The sequence below is a fragment of the Methanoculleus sp. UBA291 genome (assembly GCF_002499755.1).
Lineage (GTDB): Archaea > Halobacteriota > Methanomicrobia > Methanomicrobiales > Methanoculleaceae > Methanoculleus > Methanoculleus palmolei.
In genome coordinates this window covers 19,445-41,510 of record NZ_DANC01000016.1, presented here as the reverse complement: position 1 = coordinate 41,510, position 22,066 = coordinate 19,445, and the positions used below count along the sequence as shown (strand labels likewise).

Sequence of the window (22,066 nt, the reverse complement as noted above, 5' to 3'; positions counted from 1 at the left end):
AGCATGAACCGCGAAACCGCCTGTGAGGCATACCGTCGTCTTCTTGTGCAGTACCCCATCGTCGACGACAGGCGCCACTTTCTCAACTTTCATAACCCGTTTGAAACGCTGATCCTCACCATCCTCTCCGCGCAGACAACGGACCGCGCCGTCAACGCCGTCCGCGATACGCTCTTCTCCCGCTACCCGACGCCGGAGGAACTCGCCCGCGCGGAACCCGGGGAGGTGGAGCCGATCATCAAGAGCATCGGGTTCCACCGTACAAAGGCCCGCCACATCGTCGAAACCGCAAGGAAACTCGTCTCCGACTTCGGCGGCGAAGTTCCGCAGACGATGGAGGAACTGCAGACGCTTCCCGGCGTCGGGAGAAAGACAGCAAACATCGTCCTTTCTCAGGCGTTCGGGATCAACGTCGGCATCGCCGTCGATACCCATGTCCGCCGGGTCTCAAAGAGGATAGGGTTTACCGACAGCACGAACCCTGCCGTCATCGAGCGCGACCTCATGGCGCTCTTCCCGCATGAGGTCTGGCGGGACATCAACTACCTCCTGATCCGCCACGGGCGCGCTGTCTGCACGGCGCAGAACCCGAAACACGACCGGTGCGTCGTCGCCGACCTCTGCCGGTACTGCCGGGAGTTGCGTGCCGGGAAACCCCCGGACGAAGAATAAGGGCCCCGGATCACAACGTGCCTTTCGTGCTCGGTACGTCGCCCATCATGGAGGGGTCGACCGCCACGGCCGCCCGGAGCGCCCGTGCAACCGCCTTGAACGCCGCCTCACACATATGGTGGTCGTTCCTCCCCGTGACGGTGATGTGGGCGGTGATCCCGGCATTGGTGCAGAAACTGTAGAAGAAATGTTCGATGAGGTCGCCGGGGATGCCGCCCGGGCCCGCCGGCGAGAAGGCGGCATTGAAGACGAGGTATCCCCGCCCGCCCACATCGAGCGCCGCCCGGGCGAGCGCCTCGTCCATCGGGACGGCGGCGTCGGCGAACCGGGTGATCCCCCGTCCGTCCCCGACCGCTTCGGCAAGGGCCGTGCCGAGGACGATCCCGAGGTCCTCGATGGTGTGGTGGGGGTCCACCGCAAGGTCGCCGGCCGCCCGAACGGTGAGGTCCATCCGGCCGTGCCGGGCAAACGACGTGAGCATATGGTCGAAGAACGGTATTCCGGTCTCGACGGTCCCGGTCCCGGTACCGTCGAGAGTGAGGGAGAGATCGATATCGGTCTCCCTCGTGGTGCGGTGGACCTCACTCTTCCGCATGAGCCGCCCCCAGAAGATCCGAAAGACGCACCTTCCCGGCATAGAGGGCCGACCCGATCACCGCTCCCGCAGCTCCGGCGCCGCGAAGCGCTGCAACGTCCCCCGGACTCGATATCCCGCCCGAGACGACGACCGGAATACCCGTCCGGCGGAGGAGGTCCGTCACCGGACCGAGTGCGATCCCCTGCTGGAGCCCTTCTCGCTCCACGTTCGTGTAGAGGAGCGCTCCCGCGCCGAGGTCCTCGAACCGCTCCGCCCAGGAGAGGTAACTCCCCGCCGGTTGCTTCCACCCCTCGATCATCACCTCGCCTCCCCGGGCGTCGATCCCCGCCATGACCCGGGCGCTGCCGAACTCATCGGCAAGCGTCCGGATCGTCTCCGGCGACCGGACGGCAAGGGTCGAGAGGATCACCCGGTCGACGCCGGTATCGAGCCACCCGGCGGCGTCCTCCACGTTCCGGACCCCGCCGCCGAGTTCGACGAAAGCGCTGGTCTCCCCGATGAAAGCCCGGATCAGGTCGGCGTTCTTCTGCGCCCGGCCGAACGCCCCGTCAAGGTTGACGATGTGGAGGCCGTCCGCCCCCTCATCGAGCCACCGATGCGCCCAGGCGGCCGGGTCCCCATAGACCGTCGCCGCCTCAGGCCGCCCCTGTACGAGTTGCACGCACCGCCCGTCCAGGATATCGACTGCAGGATAGATCTCCATCTTCTCAACGTATGATCCGTTCAATGGGCATGACTAATATGTCTTTTGCGCCGGCCCGTTTTAACTGATTGATCAACTGATAAACTCGTTCTTCTTTCACGACGGCATGAACGGCGACCAGGTTCTCGTCGGACGCCACGTCCATCACCGTCGGGCCGGAGAGGCCGGGCAGCACCTGTCTCACATCTGCAAGAGCGCTCCGGTGCACGTTCATCATCAGGTAGCACTGCCCCTCCGCCCGGATGACGCTCTCGAGGGCAAGGACGATCTCGTCGATCTTCTCGCGTTTAGCCGTGAGAGAGGCGGGATTTGCAACCAGGATCGTTGTGGAGTCAAGGACCTCTTCGATGACGCGGAGGTGGTTCGTCCGGAGGGTCGTCCCCGAAGAGGTGAGATCGACGATGGCGTCGGCGATCCCGAGGTGCGGCGTCGCCTCGCAGGCCCCGCCGACGGTCACCACCGTCACGGTGATCCCGCGCCCGGCAAAGAACGAGCGGGTGATTCCCGGGAACTCGGTCGCCACCGTTGCCCCGGAAAGATCGGCAACAGCCTCGATATCGGACTCCTCCGGCACGGCAACGACGAGCGTTGCCCTTCCGGTCTGCAGGTCGAGCACCTGCTCGACCGTTGAGCCCCGCTCCATGACCATATCCCTCCCGGTGATGCCGAGGTCGGCGACGCCGCTCGCCACGTACTCCGGGATGTCGATGGGCCGGGCGAAGAGGATCTCCACGTGCGGGTCGCGGGTCCGGGTGATGAGCCTCCGCTCCCCCGCATCGACCAGATGGAGACCGCTCTTCTCGATCAGGTCGTTGACGGGCGCGGCGATCCTCCCTTTGTTCGGGATGGCAAGACGGACAAGCCCGGGCTCGAGCCCCGGCTTTCGGGATGCTGGTTTATTCATGGATAACGACAACTCCGGACCGGAAAAGATTAGAAGGTGGAGAGTTCTCCCCGGATGACCTTCTCGGTGATGGTGGTGGTCTTCTCCAGCCACCCGTCGATGATCCCCTCGATATCGGACCTGACGGACCCGATGGTTACGCCAGGTTTCGTAAGGACCTGGGCGCTTGCCACATGCGGCTGGTCGATCGGATAGCCGATCTGGGAGAGGAGACGGACGTACATCTCCTCGATGCCGTCGATCTCCCTGACACAGTCCTGCGCTATCTGCGTCGAAAGGAGGTTGTAGATCTTTCCGATGTGGTTGATCGGGTTTTTACCGCTCGTCGCTTCCATGCTCATGGGGCGGTTCGGGGTGATCAGCCCGTTCGAACGGTTGCCCCGGCCGACGGACCCGTCGTCGCCCATCTCGGCCGAAGTGCCCGAGACCGTCAGGAAGACGCTGCCGCCCTCAAGGTCGTCGGCGGTGTTGATAGCGACGTTGACCTTCCTTTGTGTAAACCGTTTTGCAACGAGAGCGATCTGCTCCGTCAGAACATTCTTTTGTTCGACGTACTCGGCGAGACTCGAGCAGTAGCGGTCTACAAACGCCATGGCGATCGTGAGAGTGATGACGTCGCCGTCACGCAGGCACATGATCTTGCAGTCCTGACCGATGACGGGATACTTCAGGCGGAGTTCGTCGTCGATGAACGCAGCAACACCCTTGACGATGCTCTCCGCCTCGCTGAACGGTGCGTGCCCGACACCGAACGAGGTATCGTTCGCCCGGGGGACCTTGCCCTCGCAGGACCGGAAGACGTCCCGGAGATCGGTCGACCCGTTCCCCATCCGGCAGTCGACGATGACGTCGCGGTCCATGTTGATGATAGGGAGGATCTTTTTGATGTAACTTCGTGCCGCTTCGACGGCAATCGCGTCTGCGGGGATGTTCACGCCGTTGAAGGTCCTGGTCGCCCGGCCCGAGATGAGGAAGTAGATCGGTTTCGTTATCCGGCCGCCGCCGAACTGCGGGATCGACTCCCCCGCCACGACCTCGCCCTGGTCGGTGTTGTGGTGCAGGACGCTGCCGCACTCCTCCAGGTATGACCTGCTGAGCGCCCGGCTGATCGATTCCGCGACACCATCCGCAAGGCTGTCAGGGTGCCCGAGGCATTTCCGTTCTACGAGTTCAATCCGCTGCTTCTCGATCGGGATCTGGTCAAGCCCTTCAACGCTGATGTTCCTGGTCATCAAATCCACCGTAGTTCTAAAGTAATATAAGAGAAATGATTGCAACTCATATAACCATTTCTAACCATTACTCCTGAGATGAATGTCGGAGCGGATTCCTATTTTGCAATTGCCGTCCCTGAAGACACGCACCATGCCCCCGCTCTCGGATACCGTGATCCCGACGACCGGGACCTCGTGCGTGATGGACGCAGTTGCGCGGTGCCTCCCTCCAAGGCCCCCGGGAAGAGAGATGCCCCGCCCGGTGACGTCCAGGTAGCGCCCCGCCGCCCGCACCTCGCCGTTCTTATCGATGACGAAGACGCCGTCCAGCTGGGCGAATTCCTTGACGCTCTCCCAGTTATCCTTGTTCTTGATGTCTCGAAGAGCGGCCGGCTGGCCCTGGTAGGGGTTGAGGATCGCCTGGTGGGAATGCTTGAAGATCTCCTCCGGGTCTCCGATGATAAACGCGGTGCCGATGGCCCTTCCTTCCCTGCCTTCGAGCGCGATCTCGAGGGCGAGCGTCAGGGCCGCGTGGAGCACCTCGCGGGGGACGATATCGGAAAAATCCTTGAGATTGATGAAGTTCTTCCCCTCCTCGATGTCGTAGATGATGACGGCGTAGGGAAAGACTCCGACAACGAGACCGCTCTCCAGGTTTCGCCGGAGGTAGAGGTGGACGGCGGCGTCAAGCATATGCCGCTCGCTCACCTCAAGGATATCGTGCATGGTGAGGTCCTTTAAGACATCCAGTTGCAGTTCCTGCACCCGGATGATCTGAATATCGGGCGCGCCCGGGGGGACCGAGGCCGGCTCGACGAACGAGACGACCGCCCGTGCACCGATCTTCGCCGCCACCTCACAGGCGGTGGCAAGCATCAGGTCGCCGTTCATAGCACCCCCCGAACCAACCCCGGTATCTCCGACGGCCGGGACGCGACCGGGACGTTGAGGGCGGCGATGCGCCGCACCTTGGAGCGTGCGTCGCCTTCACCGCCCTCGATGATCGCCCCCGCGTGGCCCATCCTTTTCTCCGGCGGGGCGCTCACGCCGGCGATGTAGGCGACGACGGGGAGGTCCGTCGACCGGACGCCCTCCTCTTCGAGGTTGCCTCCCACCTCGCCGATGACGACGACTGCCCGCGTCTGCGGGTCCTCTTCGAACCGTGCGAGCACGTCCACGAACGTCTGGCCGATCACCGGGTCGCCGCCGATCCCGACCACCGTGCTCTGGCCGATACCGGCACGGGTGAGTTCGTCAACCACCTCGTAGGTGAGGGTGCCGCTCCGGGAGACGACGCCGACCTCACCCCGGGTGGCGAGATGGGCCGGCATAATCCCGAGTTTGCACTCTCCCGGCGAGAGGAAACCCGGACAGTTCGGGCCGATGACCGTGCAGTCGTGGAGTTTTGCGTAGGAGATCGCCTTCATGGCGTCGTGAACCGGGATATGCTCGGTGATGACGACGGCTAGATCGATCCCCGCGTGCGCCGCCTCCATGACCGAGTCGGCCGCGCCGCTCGCCGGGACGAAGATGACGCTTGCGGTCGCGTCGTGCTCCCGGAGCGCCTCCGCTACCGTATCGTAGACCGGCACGCCGTGAACCTCCTGCCCTCCCTTGCCGGGCGCGACCCCGGCGACGACGCCGCGGCCGCCGACCTTGCGCGCGTAGTCGTTCATCAGTTCCGTGTGGAACCGACCCTGCCTGCCGGTGATGTTCTGCACGATCACGCCAAGGGATCTCTCTCCGTAGATCATGCTGCGACCTCCAGCGCCGTCTTCACGGCCGCATCCATGCTCTCAAGCATCCGGTAGCCGTGCTCGGCAAGCAGCCGCCGCCCTTCCTCCTCGTTTGTCCCGGCCATCCGGACGATGACCGTCGGTGTGACGTCGGCGGCGATGATGCCCTTCGCCACCTCGTCGCACCGGGTGATGCCCCCAAGGAGGTTGACCACGATCACCGTGACCCCGGGCATGCTCGCGACAAGCCGGACGGCGTGCATCACCCGTTCCTGGTCGGCGCCGCCTCCCACGTCGAGGAAGTTCGCCGCCCGTCCGTGATAATACTCGATAAGGTCGAGCGTCGACATCGTGAGCCCGGCGCCGTTGCCGATGACGCCGATGGTCCCCCCGAGCTCCACATAGGAGAACCCGTGCTTCTCCGCCTCACGCTCGCGCTCCGAGAGGTCGCGATTGACCGCTATCCCCTGGCGGGCGAGGGCGTTGTCGTCGATGATGAGTTTCGCGTCGGCCGCGTAGACTCCTTCCGGCGTCGTCACGAGCGGGTTGATCTCGGCGAGAAGAGCGTCCTTCTTGCAGAAGACATGATAGAGTTTATTGATCATCTCCCGAACGCTGTCCGGGACGTTCCCGGTGAGTTCACGGAGAAGGAAGTTCGGGACATCGGAGAGCAGGGGTGAGAACGTGATCTTTCTGATCGCATCGGGGTTCTTCTTTGCCGTCCCCTCGATCTCGACGCCGCCGACGTCGGCAAAGAGGATCACCGGCTGCTTCGCCGAGCGGTCGATGGCGATGGAGACGTAGTACTCGTGCTCGATCGCGAGGCGCTCCTCGATGAGAACCCGGGGGACGGGTACGCCCTTGATCGGGGTGTGGAAAAGGTGCCGCGCCGTCTCGACGACATTGGAGGCGTCGGCCATGAGGACGCCGCCGGCCTTGCCCCGGCCGCCGACGTCCACCTGCGCCTTGACGACGACTTTTTTCCCGAGTTCGTTCATGTGGAGGAGGATCTCCTCGTGCTCGCTGACCAGGAGGCCCCTCGGCACCCGGATGCCTTCCTCCCTGAAGAGTTCTTTTGCCTCAAATTCAAGCAGCTTCATCTTTACGACCCCTTTCACCGAGTTCAAATCCCCGCTTCAGTGCCCTGAGATTCAGATCTTCGGTGCCTTTCGGCACGCTGTCGAGCACCGCGCGTTCGATCGCCTCCCTGCTCACAACCCCGGTTGCGGCCACGAGAGCGCCGATCATCACGATATTTGCCACGATCTCCCGGCCGAGGGTCCCCTTAGCCTCCGCCGTTGCCGGGATCTCGCAGTAACGCGAGATCGGACGCGACCGGACCAGGTCGGCGTCAAGGAGCATGACCGCGTCCTCCCGCGCCCGAACTCCGTACTTCTCAAACCCCTGCTGGGACATGATGACGTAGATGTCGGGGTCGGCCACTTCGGGGTAGAGGATGGGCGCATCATCGATCACCACCTGCCCCATCGAGGCCCCGCCCCGGGCTTCAGGGCCGTAGACCTGCGTCTGTACGGCGTATTTGCTGTCGTAGAGCGCCGCCGCCCGGCCGAGGATGACCGCGGAGAGGATGATCCCCTGCCCGCCGTATCCCGAGAACCGGATCTCGTGTCTCATCGGCGCGCCCCCATCGCCGGCCGGCTCCTTCGGACCAGTTCCCCGACGGTGAAGGTCCCGTCCGGGATCGGTCTCCCCTCCGCGACCGTCCGGTTGTACTTCTCGACGAGCATCGCATGGCTCCGGAGATACTCGATCATGTCCGAGACGCGCCGGAGTTTATTGTGGCGGCCGTAATTCGTCGGGCACTGGGTCCTCACCTCGACGAACGCGAGTCCCGGCGTCTGCATTCCGGCGGTTATGGCCTTCGTGAGTTCCTTGACGTGGTAGGAAGTCCAGCGGGCGACGTAGTTTGCGCCCGCCGCCACGGCAAGTTCCGCGAGGTCGAAGGCCGGTTCGCTCGACCCGTAGGGCGTCGTCGTCGAGAACGCTCCCGGCGGGGTCGTCGGGCTCCCCTGCCCGCCGGTCATGCCGTAGATCAGGTTATTCATGCAGACCACCGTCATGTCCACGTTCCGGCGGCAGGCGTGAATGAAGTGGTTCCCGCCGATGGCGGCAAGGTCGCCGTCTCCCGTGAAGACGACGATGTTGAAGTCCGGGCGTGCCAGTTTCACCCCGGTGGCGAAGGCGAGCGCCCGCCCGTGCGTGGTATGGAGCGAGTCGGTAAGGATGTACCCGGGAGCGCGGGAAGAGCACCCGATCCCGGATATAAAGACCGTCTCGTTCCGCTTCCAGCCCATCTCCTCCACCGCCGCAAGGGTGCAGTTGATGACCGTCCCGTTGCCGCACCCGGTGCAGTAGATGTGGGGCAGGCGGTCTTTCCGGAGCCAGTCGGGCGCGGTCATCGGTGCGCCTCCAGGGCCCGCGCAAGTTCGGCGGGGGTGTGGAGTTCTCCCCCGATCTTCGGCAGGGAGACGACCGGCCGGTCTACATGGCGCTGGACCTCCCGCACCATCTGGCCCATGTTCAGTTCCGGCATCAGGAAGACGTCGGCGTTCGGGAACTCCTGCAGGGCACGCTCCGGGAACGGCCAGACGACGCGAAGGCGCAGGTGGCCGACCGTGTCGTCCGGATGGTCGTGGATCACCTGCTCCACCGCCCGTGACGGCGCACCGTAGGAGATGAAGACCGTCCCGGCATCGGGGTTCGTGACCTCGTAGTCGGCGATATCGTGGCGGGCCAACTCGACCTTCGCGACCAGCCTGCGCACGAGCTTCGCGTGCGCTTCGGGGTCGGTCGTGTCCGGGTAACCCCGCTCGTCGTGGGTGAGGCCCGTCACGTGGACGGACCTCCCCGAGCCGAAGGGCGCGAACCCGGGAACGCCGTCGGCACCGGCCTCGAACGGAAGAGAACCTTCCGCAAGCGGTCGCGGGGGGGCGATATCGACGGCGTCGGGGATGGTCACCCGCTCCCGCATATGGCCGACGATCTCGTCGGCCATCAGGAATGTGGGGACTCTGAACCGGTCCGCGAGGGCGAACGCCTTCACCGTCAGGTCGAACATCTCCTGAACGGAGTTCGGGGTGAGCGCGATGGTGCTGTAGTCGCCGTGCGACCCGAACCGGCACTGGAGCATGTCCCCCTGCGCCGCCCGCGTCGGCTGGCCGGTGCTCGGGCCGCCCCGCTGGACGTTGACGATGACGCACGGCGTCTCGGTCATGGCCGCATAGCCGATGTTCTCCATCATCAGCGAGAACCCGGGGCCGCTTGTCGCGGTCATCGCCCTTGTTCCCGTCCAGGCGGCCCCGATCACCGAGGCGATGCTTGCAAGTTCGTCCTCCATGGAGATGAAGACCCCGCCGATTTTCGGGAGTCTTCGGGCCATGGTCTCGGCGATCTCGGTCGACGGCGTGATCGGATAGCCGCCGAAGAACCGGCACCCCGCGGCAAGCGCACCCTCGGCACAGGCGGCATTTCCCTGCATGAACTCAACCCGGCTCAAAACTCCACCTCCACCCGGTGCGGTTCGAACGGTTTCTCGTCAACCCAGGAGATGGCCTGGTCGGGGCAGATCATCTGGCAGACCCCGCAGAGCGTCCGCCCGTAGAGGGCCTGCAGCCGGCAGTTCGTGCACCGTTCCGGGCGGTCGAGGACCGGGGAGACGATCCCCCGGCGATTGAGTTCCGTCCCTTCCTGAAAGATCCCATAGGGGCAGACCAGCACGCAGAGGTTGCAGCCTTTGCAGCGGCTTTCATCGATGACAAGTTTCATGAGACGGCATCCTACATGGTATTGAATCGCTGGTGAAATTGTGTTTTCGCTTTCTCGCGTACGGCGCGGAAGAGATCGCCGCCGTGGGCGTCGATTCCGACCGTCAGCGGCAGGTGATCGGCCCTGATGACCCAGACGGCTTCAGCCATGCCGAGGTCTTCGAAGTAGACGCCGGATAGAAGCAGGCGGGAGGCGGCGAGCGCGGCGCACCCCCCCGTGAGCGCGAGGTAGACGGCGCGCCCCCGGAGTTGCTCGACCACTTCGGGCCCCATCCCGCCCTTGCCGATGAAGACCCGGACGCCCGCGTCGATGAGGAAACCCGTGAGGGCGTTCATCCGGGCCGACGTGGTGGGCCCGGCAACGACGAGGCGATCGCCCTTCACCACCGGGCCGCAGTGATAGACCGCGGCGCCTTTCGGATCGAAGGGTATGCCTTCTTTCATCATGCGGAGATGGGCCTCGTCCCGGGCGGTGTAGATCGTCCCGGAGAGGGTGACCCGGTCGCCGGCCCGGAGCGAGAGGACCTCGTCGCCGAGCGGCGTTACGAGGTCCGTCACCACCGCACCTCCACGGTCGCCCGGCGGCAGGCCCAGCACTGCACGTTCACCGCCACCGGGAGGGACGCGGTGTGGCAGTCCGCCCGCTTCACCTTCACCGCAAGCGCCGTCGTATCGCCGCCGAGACCCATCGGCCCGATACCGAGGGCGTTGACCGCATCGCAGATCTCCTGCTCGTCACGGTCCATGGTATCGACCGGGAGGAGCAGGGCTTCTTTTGCAAGTGCCGCCGCCGCGTCAAACGTCCCGCCGATCCCGACGCCGAGAATGACGGGCGGGCAGGGCCTGCCTCCCGCGAGGAGCACCGTCTCGACGACGAACTTCGGGACCTCCGCCGCCTGCGAGGGGAGAAGCATCCCTATCCTTGAGACGTTCTCGGAGCCTGCACCTTTCGGGAGCACCGTCACCGTGAACCGGTCCCCGGGCGCCACGTGGACGACCGGCACCCCGACACCGGTGTTATCCCCGGTGTTTTCCCGGGTGAGCGGGTCGACGACGTTCGGGCGGAGAGGGATCGCGGCCGTCGCCCGGCGCACCCCCTCCCGCACCCCCGTAAAGAGGGAAGCGGAGAACGGAACGTCGGGAGGCAGGGTGATATAGACGACCGGCACCCCAGTATCCTGACAGATCGGCACCCGCCGTTCCCGGGCGAGTTCGACGTTCTCCAGGATGTTCGTGAACTCCTGGCGTGCGATCTCGTTCCTCTCGGTCGCCGCCGCCCGCCGGAGCACTGCAAGTACGTCGGGAGGAAGCCGGAGCTCGGCCTCTACGAGGGCTCTCTCTGTAGCCTCTGCCAGTGCGCCCGAAAGTGTCGAATCTGCCGAATTTATCATCATGTATACTGGCGGGAAGGGTTTATAATAATCCACATTCCCACGGGTACCGGATCTACGGGTTGCTCCCCGGAAAAAGGGTGGGACTGGGTGCGGATTTATGCTTCCGGTGCCCGCTCTTCGACAATCCTTGCGGGAGTCGGGATCTTGTAGATGCCGCGCTGGAGAGAGATCTTTGCCTTCTCGGCATACTGCGGGCTTGTCCAGACGGTGAAGACTTTCTGACCCCGTTCAACCCGTGCCGCGGTGCCGACGGCTTTCCCGAAGGCGAGGCGCATTCCTTCCGAGACACGGTCCGCTCCTGCGCCGGTCGCCTGCTTGTTCTCACGGAGAACGTGGTGCGGGAAGGTCCGGATCTTTAAATGGTAGTTTACCCTCCCTACTTCCTTGAGGAGTTGCCGGTTGATGCTGATACGAGCGGCTTCAAGGGCCGTGTGGCGGATCTGGCAGGTCTCCTCGGCGACGATTGAGAACTCAACCGGGAAATCCTGGCTGAGGTTGCCCATATCGAACTGCACAATCTTGCTGCCCGGAACGCCGCCCATGTATTCTCTGCGTGTATATGCTTTCTTTGCGAGATTCCTGTACATCTTCGCTGGTTTTCGTACCATCTTTAAAAACTCCTGCCGATCTATGAGTCCTTTATAAAATTGAGATCTCCTCTAATAAACCTTACGAGAAGTCTTCACTCTCGTCGATCATCCGGAGCACCCTCCGGCGGACTTCCGCGAACTCGGCGCTGGTCCGGTCGCGCGGCTGCGGCCAGGGGATGGGGATAACCTCCCGGACCGTCCCCGGCCGCGGGGAGAGGACGACGATCCGGTCGGAGAGGTAAACCGCCTCGTCGACGCTGTGGGTGACGAAGACGATCGTCTTCTTCGTCTGGCCCCAGAGAGCGAGGAGTTCCTTCTGCATCTTGTTCCGGGTCTGGGCGTCCAGGGCGCCGAACGGCTCGTCCATGAGGAGGACTTCGGGATCGTTTGCAAGCGCCCGGGCTATCGCCACGCGCTGCCGCATCCCGCCGGAGAGTTCGTAGGGGTAGGCGTCCCGGAATTGAGAGAGGCCGACCATCTCGAGGTACCGCTCCGCCGTCTTCCGGCGCTCCTCCTTTGCGACGCCCTTCATCTCCAGGCCGAACGCGACGTTGTCGATCACCCGCCGCCAGGGAAAGAGGGAGTACTCCTGAAAGACCATCCCCCGCGTCGGGGCCGGGCCGGTGACCCGCTGGCCGTCGACGGTCACGCTCCCGGCGGTTGCGGTCTCAAGCCCGGCGATGATCCGGAGAAGCGTCGTCTTCCCGCACCCCGACGGCCCGACCAGGCAGACGAACTCCTTGTCCCGGATATCCAGGGTAACGCCGGCAAGCGCCTGCGTTACGGTGCCGTCCTCCTTCGGGAAAGCCTTGTTGATCCCCTGTATCTTAACCCCGCTCATGCTAAGCCACCTCCCCTGCATGCCACCGCAGGAGACGCTGGTCCACGTAGTTTCGGAAGATCCGGTCGATAAAGAGGCCCAGGAACCCGAGGATCAACATGTAAGCGACGACTTCGGGCATCTGGTGGAGGTAGTAGTTGTGCCAGAGTTGGTAGCCGAGGCCGTACGTGGAGACGCCGAACATCTCGGCGGCCACAAGGCACATCCACCCTACGCCCATGGCCGTTCTGATGCCGGAGACGATCGACGGGACGGCTGCGGGAAGGGCGACGTAGCGGATCACCTCAAAGGAGGTGTCGCACCCGAGCACCTTGCCCGCCTCGACATAGACCTTCGGAATGCCCCGAAATGCAGAATAGGTCGCGGTCAGGATCGGGAAGAACGCTCCGGCAAAGATGACGAACCCCGCCGCCTGGCTGGTGAGCCCGAACCAGATGATGGCGAATGGAATCCAGGCGAGCGGCGGGATGGGGCGGAGGATCTCGATGATCGGGTCGAGCAGGAAGTCCGCCACCCGGAACCATCCCATCAAAACCCCGATGGGAATGCCGAGGAGGAGCGCCACGATGAGTCCGATCCCGAAGTGTTCAAGACTGACCATGGTGTCGGTGAGGAAGGTGCCGGACTCTAAAAGCTCGACGAACGCGCCGAGGACGTCGCTGACGCTCGGAAGGATGAAGGACTGCCCCACCACGTATTCCGCGACGATCTGCCAGATCACCGCCACGACGATGATCGATGCGATGCCGAGTAATCGTTTCTGTGTCTTTTTGTTCATGGCTTCAGTTCCGCTGCGTGGGTTACCTGCCGGAAGGCGGGGTGAAGACGGGCTCACTCCGGAAGGTTCTTCCCTTATTTCATCGGCATGTCTCTAAAAGATACTTTTGGAGGGAAAAGCGGGGAGGTCCCGGGTTATGATTCCCGGGCTTTCTCGTAGAACGAGAAGTCGAAGAGATCGTCCTCGGTGAGAGGCCTGTCGATGTAGCCGAGGTCGTACTGAAGGTTCGTGTACTCGACTACCGACGGCGCGATGACCCGCGGGTCGGTGGTCCAGGTGCCGTCCCAGTCCCTGAAGGACGCCTTCACGGTCTCGACGTCCTGTCCGGTCTTCCTTGAGTAGATGGATGCGGCCTCGTCCAGGTGTTCGCGGTTGTACTCCGTCGCATTGATATGCGTCTTAACGATCTGTTCGACGATCTCCGGGTGCTCGCGGATTAAGGAGCCGCTCGCAACGAGGACACAGCATGAGTGGTCCTTGATCATCTCGCCCGACTGCACCACGGTTCTTCCCGTGCCCTCCGCCTCGATGACGGCCGGGGACGGGTGGGGCAGGAAGACGCCGTCGACCTGGCCTGCGGAGATGGCGGTGGTGGCGGCGCCGGGGTCCATGGCGACGATGGTGACGTCTTTTGCGGGGTCGACACCGTTCTCCTCAAGCCAGGTCCTGAGAACGGTGTCCTGGATCGTCCCCGGCGGGAAGGTTGCGATCTTCTTACCCACGAGGTCTGCGGGGGTCGAGTAGGGGATCTCGTTCCTGAGCACCAGGTCGGACCCCTGCGTCTGCACCGCTGCAACGATCTTGGCGTCAAGTCCGCTGCTCACGGCCGCGATGACCGGGGCGGAGCCTACGTAGGCGACATCAAGGTCCCCGGCAAGCATCGACTGCATCTCAGGCGCCCCGGTGGGGAAGTTATAGTCGGTCACCTGAGTGACGCCCAGGGGCGCAAGGTCGGTCTGCCACCATCCCTTCTCCATCGCGGTCATGTGTGCGGTCTGGTGAGTGCTCGGCTGGTAGCCGATCCGTAGGTGCGTCACGTCGCCGGTATCCGTTCCCGTGCACCCGGAGACAAATGCAAACGCTGCAACCAGGGCCACGGCCAGAACAACTGCAATAATTGGTCTCATAAGCATCTTCCATAGGTAATAGTTGCAAGTATAGTGAGTAGTCTTCATATTGTCAGTATATAGTTTTATCGAAAATGAGGGTTTTTGTTATACTATAGTAGAAATTTTTGACCAATTGTTTTCCTTATGGGGTAATCCATGCGTACGGGGCGGCCTCCTTCCCGGAGAGAGGATGCCGGGGATGAGGAGGGCACGTTTGGGGCTTTGCCCGTTCACCGGCTTTCCAGCGGTTATCGCGCCCGAGAGAAAGAGGCACTCCCTTCGAAACTCTCCGAGTTTCTCAGGCCCGCATTCCCCGTTGCCCCCCCTCTTGCGGCGATATACCCCGGGTCCGGCATACGGAGCCCTTTTCATCCACCGATCCGGCAGTCGAGATCAAAACAAGACTCATCTCGAATTTTTCGGGCACTCAAGTCCGCTGCACCGTCCGCAGTCACGCCCAGGGCATCGCACCCCCTCCGGTATCCTCCCCGCCGCCGCGGGTGTGGTTTTAATCTCTATAGAGCCAAACGGTACAGGCAGGACTGTTGATAGGATGCGAACGGATCAGATTCGGCAGGGCCGTCTCTCCGGCGAACGTTCGGGCGATCTCGAGCACTTTCTTGCCTCGATGGACGCCGACCGCTGGATCGCGGAGGTGGACCTTCTCGTGGACATGGCACACCTCCTCGGCCTCTCCCGGCAGGGGATCATCGAAGAAGCACCGGCACGGGCGCTGATGGCGGCGCTCCTTGACCTCCACGACCACGGCCTCCCGAAAGAGGCGTTCGACGAACGGTTCGAGGACATCCACGCCGGAAAGGAGGCTTACCTCATCGACCGGGTCGGGGAGGACGTCGGCGGCCGCCTCCACATGGGGCGGTCCCGGAACGACGAGGTCGCCACCTGCGTGAGGATGCGGCTCAAAGAGGAGATCATCGCCCTCGTGCGGTCGCTTGTCGACCTGCGGCAGACCCTGCTCAGCGTTGCCGCCGCCCATACGAAGACGGTGATGCCGGGCTTCACCCACCTCCAGCACGCCCAGCCCACGACGCTGGCTCATTACCTTCTTGCCTACGAGCAGGCCTTCTCCCGCGATACGGCCCGGCTCCGGGAGGCGTACGCCCGTGTGGACGTATCGCCGCTCGGCTCGGCGGCATTTGCCTCGACCGGCTTTCCGCTCGACCGTAACTACACCGCCGCCCTCCTTGGCTTTTCCCGCCCGGCGCAAAACAGCATGGACGCGGTCGCCGCCCGGGACTTCGTCATCGAGGTGCTCGCCGCCGCCGCCGCCTGCATGACGACGGTAAGCAGGCTCTGTGAGGAACTCGTCCTCTGGAGCACCGCGTTCGTCGGGTTCGTCCAGCTGGACGACGCCTACTGCTCGTCCTCCTCGATCATGCCCCAGAAGAAGAACCCGGACGTTGCCGAGATCATGCGGGCGAAGGCCGGATCGGTCGCCGGGGAGCTTGCCGCGGCCGTCACCATCGTGAAGGGGCTCCCCATGAGTTACAACCGCGACCTTCAGGAGGCGACTCCGCACCTCTGGCGGGGAGTGGAGGCGGTCCGGCAGAGCATCCCGCTTCTCTCCGGCATGATCGGTTCTGCGGCCTTCAACACCGGGCGGATGGCCGCCGAGGCGGGCCGGGGTTTCTCCACCGCGACGGAACTTGCCGACGTCCTCGTCCGGGACTACGGGCTTCCCTTCCGCACCGCCCACCGGATCGTCGGGCGGGCGGTCAGACACGGCTCGCTCGACCTCGCCACGCTCGAAGGCGCCGCCCGGGAAGCGGCCGGCCTCTCGGTCGTGGACCTGGGTGTCACCCAGGAGCGGATCGATGCGGCCCTCGATCCACGTCACGCCGTCGCGGTGCGGAGCATCGTCGGCGGCCCGGCGCCCGCGGCGGTCGCGGTGCAACTTTCCGAACAAAAAGAACTCCTCCGCCGCGATGCGACATGGGCGGAAGAGACCGACGCGGCGCTCAATCAAGCGCTTGAACACCTTATCCTTGAATCACGGAGGCTGGTAGCATAACGGAGACTCTGCAAACCGGCGACCTGGTGCGGTACGCGAGCGGCGGGACCGCCCTCACCGGGACCTACATCACCGAGCGTGACGGGATGGCCGTCGTCAAACTGGACAACGGCTACAACATCGGGACATCCCCCGAGAAGATTGAACTGATTGAGCGCGCGGCTCCGCAGCCGCCGGCAGGCGCCGGGGTCGTCGTCCAGAACCCCGACCTCCCGGAACTCGCCATCATCTCCACCGGCGGGACGATCGCAAGCAGGGTGGACTACCGGACAGGGGCCGTGACGAGCCAGTTCTCGGCGAGCGACATCCTGCGGGCGATCCCGGAACTCGGGGATATCGCCCGCTACCGCGACCGCCAGGTCGCAAGCATCCTCTCGGAGAACATGCGCCCGGCGCTCTGGCAGGAACTTGCCCGGGCGGTCTACGACGAGATCCGGCACGGGGTCTCCGGGGTGATCGTCACCCACGGCACCGACACGATGGCCTACTCGGCGGCGGCCGTCAGGTTCATGCTGAAGACGCCGGTGCCGGTGGTCTTTGTCGGGTCGCAGCGGTCCGCCGACCGCCCGAGTTCCGACAACGCCATGAACGCCCTCTGCAGCGCCGCCGTCGCTGCCGGCGACCTCGGCGAGGTGGCGGTGGTGATGCACGCGACGACGAACGACGACCGGTGCGCCATCCACCGGGCGACGAGGGTTCGGAAGATGCACACCTCCCGGCGCGACGCCTTCCGGAGCATGGGGATGGCGCCGCTCGGCTACGTCGACTATCCCTCCCTCTCCGTCACCCTCTCGGACGTTGCGGTCCGACGGGGGACCGGGGAGCCGGAACTCCACGATACGCTCGAAGAGCGCTGCGCCCTCCTCAACTTCTACCCCGGTATGCCCACCGCGGTCCTCGACGCCTTTGAGGGCTACGCGGGCCTGGTGATATCGGGGACGGGGCTCGGGCACGTGGCGACGGAATGGATACCACGGCTCCGGGATATGATCGAGGACGGGACGACCGTCGTCATGACGTCCCAGTGCCTGCACGGCCGGGTCTGCGACCGGGTCTACAACACCGGAAGAGACCTTCTTGCCGCCGGCGTCATCGAGGGCGAGGACATGCTCCCCGAGGCGGCGCTCGTCAAACTGATGTGGGTACTCGGGCATGAAAAAGACCCTGAACGGGCGGGCGAGTTGATGCAGACCGACCTTGCGGGAGAGATCCGGCGGAGGTCGACTAATGAACTATAAGGAACTTGGCCTCAAAGCCGGGATCGAGATCCACCAGCAACTCGACACCGCCGAGAAACTTTTCTGCCGGTGCCCCACCCTTCTCCGGGACACCAGCGAGCGGACGGGGGAGTTTTACCGTTACCTTCGGGCGACGGAGAGCGAACTCGGTGAGATCGACCGGGCGGCACGGGAAGAGATGAAACTCGTCCGGAAGTTCTGCTACTACACCTACGATACGGTCTGCCTGGTGGAGCACGACGAGGAGCCTCCTGCCCCGATGAACCCCGAGGCGCTCGAGGTCTGCCTCACGATAGCGAAGATGCTCGGCATGACCCCCGTCGAGCAGGTGCAGACGATGCGAAAACTCGTCATCGACGGTTCGAACACCAGCGGGTTCCAGCGGACGGCGCTCGTTGCGCTCTCCGGCGCCCTCCCGGACGGCTGCCGGATCGAGACGATATGCCTTGAAGAGGAGGCGGCGCAACGGGTCGAGGGCGAGACCTTCTCCCTCGACCGCCTGGGTATCCCGCTCGTCGAGATCACCACCGCTCCCTGCATGCACACCCCGGAGGCCGTCCAGCGGGTCGCCGAGTATATCGGTATGGTGCTCCGCTCCACCGGCCGGGTGAAACGGGGCCTCGGGACGATCCGGCAGGACATCAACGTCTCCATCGCCGGCGGCGCACGGGTTGAGATCAAGGGCGTTCAGGAACTCAACCTCATCGCCGAGGTGGTCCGCCGCGAGGTCGAACGGCAGACGAACCTCCTTGCCGTTCGCGACGCTTTACGGGAGCGCGGCGCACGGGTCGACCACACCGTCGTCGACGTCGCCGAACTCTTTGCCGGGACGGCATCCTCCATCCTGAAGAAGGCGAAGTCCATCCTCGCCGTCCGGCTCTGCGGGTTTGCAGGTCTCGTCGGGCGGGAGATCCAGCCCGGCCGCCGCCTCGGGAGCGAGATGTCGGACTACGCGAAGAAGTGCGGCGTCGGCGGGATCTTCCACACCGACGAACTCCCCGCCTACGGCGTCACCGCAGAGGAGGTCGCCCGTCTGCGGGCGTTTGTCGGCGCCGCGGAAGAGGACTGCGTCGTCATCGTGGCGGCGGGAAGAGAGCGGGCCGGCTGCGCGATCGAGCAGGTGATGATCCGCGCGGAGATGGCCCTCTCCGGCGTGCCCGAGGAGACCCGGAAGATGCTGGAAGAAGGGAGCACGGCCTACATGCGCCCGCTTCCCGGAGCTGCACGGATGTACCCCGAGACCGACGTATTTCCGGTTGAGATCGATAAGGACCGCTGGGAGAGCATCGCGGTGCCCGAACTTCTGACCGACCGGGCGGAGCGGTTTGTCAGGGCGTTCGGGCTTGACGAGGCGCTGGCGCACCAGATGGCGTTCTCCGAGCGGCTGCCGACGTTTGAAGCGGCCGTCGCCGCCGGTGTCCGCCCCACCACCGCGGCACGGACACTGCTTGCCACCTGCCGGGAACTTGCCCGCGACGGCGTGGCCGTCGACCGGGTGAGTAAAGAGGAGATCCTTACCCTCCTCTCCGCCGTGGAAGCCGGCCGGGCTGCAAAGGAGGCGATCCCCGACCTGATCACCGAACTCGCCCGGACGGCGGGCGGTGGCGGCGGAACGCCCCGGGAGCGGGTGGATGCAGCCATTGCCAGGATGGCCCCCGCCGTGTCGCGGGCCGATGTGGAAGCGATCGTGCACCGCATCGTGGCCGAGCGGGAGGCATTCGCCCGCGAGAAGGGCATGGGCGCACTTGGTCCCCTGATGGGGGTCGTCATGCAGGAACTCAGGGGGAGCGTGGACGGCAAGGTCGTCAGCGAGGTCCTCAGGCGCGAACTAAAAGAATTACTTGCCTGATCTCCGGAACGATTGCCTCCCGCCCCGGACCCGGTCTGTCCCGGCCGGGCTCCGGGTTACTTTTATCAGAGGGTCAGTTCATAATCATAAAGGAGTTCTATCATGGGAAAGACAGGAAGTGTTCAGTGGGCCCAGGTTAAGGGCGTAAAGGGGCAGATACGACTCGTCCCTGCAAGTGAAGGCGAAGTGAAGAGACCCGGCCCGAACCAGCGGTTCAAGCCTGCGGCGGCTATCCTCAAACGAGCAAACAGGGAAGGACAGGACTCCCGGCGCGGCGGACGCGGCGGACGGGGTGGACGCGGCGGCCGAGGCCGAGGTGGAGGCGCCCCCACCATGGACGCACGGGTACGCCGGTGTATACGGCGCGCCAAGGTGTCGGCTCTCGGGACCAAGCAGAAATCAAGATAAGCCGTCCCGCTCTTCTCTTTCGATACTTTTTATACTAGCGAGTTCCAGTATGAGTATGGATCTCAAAACCGCCGTCAGGGTCTACCAGTTTGCCGAACGGGCGAAATCCGAACTGATTGTCGGGTCGCACCTGACGACAGCCCTGATCCAGTTTCCGCTCCAGGAGAAACCCGGCGGAAAACGGATGCTCGTGATGGTGCTCGAGTCAATCCGTTCGGAGCTCGAGTTTGCGTATGGGGGCACGGAACTTGGTGAATTTAAGAAGGCCATCGATCACCTCAACGAAGCGATCGCTCTCACCGAGAGCATGGAACTGGGCGCCGCGTCGGAACGGCTGAGCAGAGGCGTCAGCGCCGTTACGACCGCCGCACAGGCTGCGTGGGATACGCTCAAAGAGCATGAACTCATCTGATTTTCTTCGATTCTTAAAAACGCGGTCGTCGGTTCGGGAATACTCCGGGGAACCGCTTGACCCGGAGGATATCGACTACATCCTCGCCGCTGCGAGAACGGCGCCGAGCGCCGGAAACCGTGAGGCATGGGACGTCGTCATCGTAACCTACGAAGACGCGAGGGAGGAGCTTGCGCTCGCGGCCTTCGAGCAGGTGCACATCCGGGAGGCCCCTGCGGTCTTTGCGGTCTGTGCGAACTACGTACGGTCCATGTCGCACTACGGGGAGCGGGGGATCCTCTACGCGGTGCAGGACGCCACCATCGCCTGCACGTATATGATGCTCGCCGCACATGCCCGGGGCCTGCACTCGTGCTGGACCGGGGCGTTCAACGAAGACTCTGTTCGCGAGACCCTGGGCCTCCCCCAGCATGTCCGTCCCGTCGCGCTTCTCGCGGTCGGCAGGGGAACGCCGCCGCTCGAACCTATGGAGCGTATGCCGGTGGACGAGCACACGCACCGTGAGACCTGGTAGGACGCCTATTTCGGAGAGATTATGCCGGATTATTTGGTTACGCTTGAATCAGCGTGGATAATTAAAGATGTCAGGTCGATGGACGATGCCGTGAGCATCGCGATCAGCGAGGCGGGGAAACGGCTCAATCCTTCGGCAAAGTTCGTGGAGATCGAGGCCGGGGTGAGCGCCTGCCCCCTCTGCGAGGGGGATCTCGACACCGCTCTTGTGGTGGCGAACACCGCCCTCGTCGGCCTCGTCCTTCAGATGAAGGTCTTCCGTGCGGAATCCGGCGAACACGCATCGCGGATAGCAAAGTCGGTTGTCGGCAAGGCTTTGCGCGACGTTCCGCTGAAGGTGCAGGAAGTGGAGGAACTATGATCTCCGTCGTCGGGCATACCGCCGTCGACCATCTCTTCCGGGTGCCGAAACTCCCCGGAAGGCACAACTCGACCTATATCACCGCCCATTCCGTCTACTTCGGCGGCGGAGCGGCGAATATCGCGGTCGGGATCGCGATGCTCGGGGAGCGGTGCCGCCTGATCTCATCGGTCGGCGGCGATTTTCCGGGCAGCGACTACGACCATTGGATGCACGACCTCGAGATCGTGCAGGACTTCTCCGTGGTCGGGGATGCCCGCACCGCAACCGCATACGTCTTTACGGACGACGCCGGCGACCAGGAGACCTTCTTTGAATGGGGTGCGTCGGCCGCGTTCTCCCGTGCGGAGGCCCCCGCCCTCGACTTCGTCCACATGGCGACGGCCGACCCCGACTTCAACGTCCGGGTGGCCCGGAAGAGCAAATTCGCCTCCTTCGACCCGGGCCAGGACCTCCTTCGCTACACCCCCGAGCAACTCGAGGTTATCCTTGCAAACGTCGACATCCTCTTCTCGAACAACCACGAGATGGACCGGATGTGCGATATGCTCGGGGTGGAGCAGGATGCGCTCGTTGCGTCGGTCCCCATGACGGTCACGACCCGGGGGGCGGAGGGGAGCGTCCTCTGCATGGACGGCGAGGAGCACCATGTCCCGGCCGTCAGGGTGGATGCCGTCGACCCCACGGGCGCCGGCGACGGTTACCGGGCCGGTTTCCTCACGGCGTTCCGGAAGGGCTACACCCCGCTCGATTGCTGTCGTGCAGGGGCGGTGGTCTCGTCCTATGTCGTCGAGCGGACGGGCACCCAGACGAACCTTCCGGACTGGGACCGGATGCTTGCACGGTACCGGAAGGTCTTTGGCGAGCCCGGAGAAATACTGACCTAAATTATGGGGAATAACGTGCAATGTGCCGGCGGGATGACACCG

Annotated in this window: 26 protein-coding genes; 9 read left to right on the top strand and 17 right to left on the bottom strand. The window is 64.1% G+C overall.

Going from position 1 to position 22,066, the window contains the following annotated elements; genetic code table 11:
• The first annotated feature begins 3 nt into the window (after positions 1-3).
• Positions 4-672, top strand: coding sequence for an endonuclease III (gene nth / locus BP737_RS03535; protein ID WP_292409190.1), 669 nt, complete (start codon positions 4-6; stop codon positions 670-672).
• A gap of 10 nt (positions 673-682) precedes the next feature.
• On the opposite strand, the gene hisB is transcribed toward nth, so the two are convergent.
• The 17 genes from hisB to BP737_RS03450 all read right to left on the bottom strand — a co-directional run bounded on the left by hisB (position 683) and on the right by BP737_RS03450 (position 14,342).
• Complete coding sequence (gene hisB, locus BP737_RS03530) at positions 683-1,267, bottom strand: imidazoleglycerol-phosphate dehydratase HisB (RefSeq protein ID WP_292409192.1); 585 nt, start codon at positions 1,265-1,267, stop codon at positions 683-685.
• The gene (gene hisA, locus BP737_RS03525) at positions 1,254-1,973 is read right to left on the bottom strand and encodes a 1-(5-phosphoribosyl)-5-[(5-phosphoribosylamino)methylideneamino]imidazole-4-carboxamide isomerase (RefSeq protein WP_292409290.1); all 720 of its coding nucleotides are present in this window, start codon (positions 1,971-1,973) and stop codon (positions 1,254-1,256) included. Before hisA ends, hisB begins: the two co-directional genes overlap by 14 nt.
• A gap of 4 nt (positions 1,974-1,977) precedes the next feature.
• Entirely contained in the window at positions 1,978-2,877 is a 900-nt protein-coding gene (gene hisG, locus BP737_RS03520; protein ID WP_292409194.1) for an ATP phosphoribosyltransferase, read from the bottom strand.
• A gap of 29 nt (positions 2,878-2,906) precedes the next feature.
• Complete coding sequence (locus tag BP737_RS03515; RefSeq protein ID WP_292409195.1) at positions 2,907-4,109, bottom strand: methionine adenosyltransferase; 1,203 nt, start codon at positions 4,107-4,109, stop codon at positions 2,907-2,909.
• 60 nt (positions 4,110-4,169) lie between these two features.
• Positions 4,170-4,982, bottom strand: coding sequence for a DNA integrity scanning protein DisA nucleotide-binding domain protein (locus BP737_RS03510; protein WP_292409197.1), 813 nt, complete (start codon positions 4,980-4,982; stop codon positions 4,170-4,172).
• On the bottom strand, positions 4,979-5,845 hold the full coding sequence (gene sucD / locus BP737_RS03505; protein WP_292409199.1) for a succinate--CoA ligase subunit alpha: 867 nt from the start codon (positions 5,843-5,845) through the stop codon (positions 4,979-4,981). Before sucD ends, BP737_RS03510 begins: the two co-directional genes overlap by 4 nt.
• Complete coding sequence (locus BP737_RS03500) at positions 5,842-6,927, bottom strand: succinate--CoA ligase subunit beta (protein WP_292409201.1); 1,086 nt, start codon at positions 6,925-6,927, stop codon at positions 5,842-5,844. The genes sucD and BP737_RS03500 overlap by 4 nt, the downstream gene beginning before the upstream one ends.
• Positions 6,914-7,462: a 2-oxoacid:ferredoxin oxidoreductase subunit gamma gene (locus BP737_RS03495; RefSeq protein WP_292409203.1), complete on the bottom strand. Its 549-nt coding sequence runs from the start codon at positions 7,460-7,462 to the stop codon at positions 6,914-6,916. The genes BP737_RS03500 and BP737_RS03495 overlap by 14 nt, the downstream gene beginning before the upstream one ends.
• A complete protein-coding gene (locus BP737_RS03490) occupies positions 7,459-8,247 on the bottom strand; it encodes a thiamine pyrophosphate-dependent enzyme (protein ID WP_292409205.1) in 789 nt (262 codons plus the stop codon). Before BP737_RS03490 ends, BP737_RS03495 begins: the two co-directional genes overlap by 4 nt.
• On the bottom strand, positions 8,244-9,344 hold the full coding sequence (locus BP737_RS03485) for a 2-oxoacid:acceptor oxidoreductase subunit alpha (RefSeq protein ID WP_292409207.1): 1,101 nt from the start codon (positions 9,342-9,344) through the stop codon (positions 8,244-8,246). Before BP737_RS03485 ends, BP737_RS03490 begins: the two co-directional genes overlap by 4 nt.
• Positions 9,341-9,613 carry a 4Fe-4S dicluster domain-containing protein gene (locus tag BP737_RS03480; RefSeq protein WP_292409209.1) on the bottom strand — a complete coding sequence of 91 codons (273 nt, stop codon included), beginning with the start codon at positions 9,611-9,613 and terminating at the stop codon, positions 9,341-9,343. Before BP737_RS03480 ends, BP737_RS03485 begins: the two co-directional genes overlap by 4 nt.
• 11 nt (positions 9,614-9,624) lie before the next feature.
• Positions 9,625-10,170: a FumA C-terminus/TtdB family hydratase beta subunit gene (locus BP737_RS03475; RefSeq protein WP_292409211.1), complete on the bottom strand. Its 546-nt coding sequence runs from the start codon at positions 10,168-10,170 to the stop codon at positions 9,625-9,627.
• Positions 10,167-11,006, bottom strand: a complete 840-nt coding sequence (locus tag BP737_RS03470) for a fumarate hydratase (protein WP_292409213.1) — start codon at positions 11,004-11,006, stop codon at positions 10,167-10,169. The genes BP737_RS03475 and BP737_RS03470 overlap by 4 nt, the downstream gene beginning before the upstream one ends.
• Positions 11,007-11,101: 95 nt before the next feature.
• On the bottom strand, positions 11,102-11,614 hold the full coding sequence (locus BP737_RS03465) for a 50S ribosomal protein L16 (RefSeq protein WP_292409215.1): 513 nt from the start codon (positions 11,612-11,614) through the stop codon (positions 11,102-11,104).
• Between the two features lie 61 nt (positions 11,615-11,675).
• Entirely contained in the window at positions 11,676-12,437 is a 762-nt protein-coding gene (locus BP737_RS03460; protein ID WP_292409217.1) for an ABC transporter ATP-binding protein, read from the bottom strand.
• Position 12,438: 1 nt separating this feature from the next.
• A complete protein-coding gene (locus BP737_RS03455) occupies positions 12,439-13,215 on the bottom strand; it encodes an ABC transporter permease (RefSeq protein WP_292409219.1) in 777 nt (258 codons plus the stop codon).
• 134 nt (positions 13,216-13,349) lie between these two features.
• Entirely contained in the window at positions 13,350-14,342 is a 993-nt protein-coding gene (locus tag BP737_RS03450; protein WP_292409221.1) for an ABC transporter substrate-binding protein, read from the bottom strand.
• Between the two features lie 535 nt (positions 14,343-14,877).
• On the opposite strand from BP737_RS03450, the gene argH reads away from it, so the two are divergent.
• The 8 genes from argH to BP737_RS03410 all read left to right on the top strand — a co-directional run bounded on the left by argH (position 14,878) and on the right by BP737_RS03410 (position 22,024).
• The gene (gene argH, locus BP737_RS03445) at positions 14,878-16,356 is read left to right on the top strand and encodes an argininosuccinate lyase (protein ID WP_292409223.1); all 1,479 of its coding nucleotides are present in this window, start codon (positions 14,878-14,880) and stop codon (positions 16,354-16,356) included.
• On the top strand, positions 16,353-17,594 hold the full coding sequence (gene gatD, locus BP737_RS03440; protein WP_292409291.1) for a Glu-tRNA(Gln) amidotransferase subunit GatD: 1,242 nt from the start codon (positions 16,353-16,355) through the stop codon (positions 17,592-17,594). The genes argH and gatD overlap by 4 nt, the downstream gene beginning before the upstream one ends.
• The gene (gene gatE, locus BP737_RS03435) at positions 17,584-19,443 is read left to right on the top strand and encodes a Glu-tRNA(Gln) amidotransferase subunit GatE (protein WP_292409225.1); all 1,860 of its coding nucleotides are present in this window, start codon (positions 17,584-17,586) and stop codon (positions 19,441-19,443) included. The genes gatD and gatE overlap by 11 nt, the downstream gene beginning before the upstream one ends.
• 102 nt (positions 19,444-19,545) lie before the next feature.
• Complete coding sequence (locus tag BP737_RS03430) at positions 19,546-19,851, top strand: DUF5350 domain-containing protein (RefSeq protein WP_292409227.1); 306 nt, start codon at positions 19,546-19,548, stop codon at positions 19,849-19,851.
• Positions 19,852-19,906: 55 nt separating this feature from the next.
• Positions 19,907-20,263, top strand: coding sequence for a hypothetical protein (locus tag BP737_RS03425; RefSeq protein WP_292409229.1), 357 nt, complete (start codon positions 19,907-19,909; stop codon positions 20,261-20,263).
• Positions 20,250-20,777, top strand: coding sequence for a nitroreductase family protein (locus BP737_RS03420; protein ID WP_292409231.1), 528 nt, complete (start codon positions 20,250-20,252; stop codon positions 20,775-20,777). The genes BP737_RS03425 and BP737_RS03420 overlap by 14 nt, the downstream gene beginning before the upstream one ends.
• Before the next feature lie 21 nt (positions 20,778-20,798).
• Complete coding sequence (locus BP737_RS03415) at positions 20,799-21,137, top strand: DUF555 domain-containing protein (protein WP_292409233.1); 339 nt, start codon at positions 20,799-20,801, stop codon at positions 21,135-21,137.
• Positions 21,134-22,024, top strand: coding sequence for a carbohydrate kinase family protein (locus BP737_RS03410; protein ID WP_292409235.1), 891 nt, complete (start codon positions 21,134-21,136; stop codon positions 22,022-22,024). The genes BP737_RS03415 and BP737_RS03410 overlap by 4 nt, the downstream gene beginning before the upstream one ends.
• The last annotated feature ends 42 nt before the right edge of the window (positions 22,025-22,066 follow it).

What these genes read in the sequence shown, in the direction of transcription:
- BP737_RS03410 (WP_292409235.1), top strand. Translation starts at nt 21,134, where the DNA reads ATGATCTCCGTCGTCGGGCATACCGCCGTCGACCATCTCTTCCGGGTG.
- BP737_RS03430 (WP_292409227.1), top strand. Translation starts at nt 19,546, where the DNA reads ATGGGAAAGACAGGAAGTGTTCAGTGGGCCCAGGTTAAGGGCGTAAAG.
- argH (WP_292409223.1), top strand. Translation starts at nt 14,878, where the DNA reads ATGCGAACGGATCAGATTCGGCAGGGCCGTCTCTCCGGCGAACGTTCG.
- BP737_RS03510 (WP_292409197.1), bottom strand. Translation starts at nt 4,982, where the DNA reads ATGAACGGCGACCTGATGCTTGCCACCGCCTGTGAGGTGGCGGCGAAG.
- BP737_RS03470 (WP_292409213.1), bottom strand. Translation starts at nt 11,006, where the DNA reads ATGATGATAAATTCGGCAGATTCGACACTTTCGGGCGCACTGGCAGAG.
- BP737_RS03490 (WP_292409205.1), bottom strand. Translation starts at nt 8,247, where the DNA reads ATGACCGCGCCCGACTGGCTCCGGAAAGACCGCCTGCCCCACATCTAC.
- nth (WP_292409190.1), top strand. Translation starts at nt 4, where the DNA reads ATGAACCGCGAAACCGCCTGTGAGGCATACCGTCGTCTTCTTGTGCAG.
- BP737_RS03460 (WP_292409217.1), bottom strand. Translation starts at nt 12,437, where the DNA reads ATGAGCGGGGTTAAGATACAGGGGATCAACAAGGCTTTCCCGAAGGAG.
- hisG (WP_292409194.1), bottom strand. Translation starts at nt 2,877, where the DNA reads ATGAATAAACCAGCATCCCGAAAGCCGGGGCTCGAGCCCGGGCTTGTC.
- BP737_RS03455 (WP_292409219.1), bottom strand. Translation starts at nt 13,215, where the DNA reads ATGAACAAAAAGACACAGAAACGATTACTCGGCATCGCATCGATCATC.
- BP737_RS03515 (WP_292409195.1), bottom strand. Translation starts at nt 4,109, where the DNA reads ATGACCAGGAACATCAGCGTTGAAGGGCTTGACCAGATCCCGATCGAG.
- BP737_RS03415 (WP_292409233.1), top strand. Translation starts at nt 20,799, where the DNA reads ATGCCGGATTATTTGGTTACGCTTGAATCAGCGTGGATAATTAAAGAT.
- BP737_RS03495 (WP_292409203.1), bottom strand. Translation starts at nt 7,462, where the DNA reads ATGAGACACGAGATCCGGTTCTCGGGATACGGCGGGCAGGGGATCATC.
- BP737_RS03450 (WP_292409221.1), bottom strand. Translation starts at nt 14,342, where the DNA reads ATGAGACCAATTATTGCAGTTGTTCTGGCCGTGGCCCTGGTTGCAGCG.
- sucD (WP_292409199.1), bottom strand. Translation starts at nt 5,845, where the DNA reads ATGATCTACGGAGAGAGATCCCTTGGCGTGATCGTGCAGAACATCACC.
- hisA (WP_292409290.1), bottom strand. Translation starts at nt 1,973, where the DNA reads ATGGAGATCTATCCTGCAGTCGATATCCTGGACGGGCGGTGCGTGCAA.
- gatE (WP_292409225.1), top strand. Translation starts at nt 17,584, where the DNA reads ATGAACTATAAGGAACTTGGCCTCAAAGCCGGGATCGAGATCCACCAG.
- BP737_RS03500 (WP_292409201.1), bottom strand. Translation starts at nt 6,927, where the DNA reads ATGAAGCTGCTTGAATTTGAGGCAAAAGAACTCTTCAGGGAGGAAGGC.
- hisB (WP_292409192.1), bottom strand. Translation starts at nt 1,267, where the DNA reads ATGCGGAAGAGTGAGGTCCACCGCACCACGAGGGAGACCGATATCGAT.
- BP737_RS03480 (WP_292409209.1), bottom strand. Translation starts at nt 9,613, where the DNA reads ATGAAACTTGTCATCGATGAAAGCCGCTGCAAAGGCTGCAACCTCTGC.
- BP737_RS03420 (WP_292409231.1), top strand. Translation starts at nt 20,250, where the DNA reads ATGAACTCATCTGATTTTCTTCGATTCTTAAAAACGCGGTCGTCGGTT.
- BP737_RS03465 (WP_292409215.1), bottom strand. Translation starts at nt 11,614, where the DNA reads ATGGTACGAAAACCAGCGAAGATGTACAGGAATCTCGCAAAGAAAGCA.
- BP737_RS03425 (WP_292409229.1), top strand. Translation starts at nt 19,907, where the DNA reads ATGGATCTCAAAACCGCCGTCAGGGTCTACCAGTTTGCCGAACGGGCG.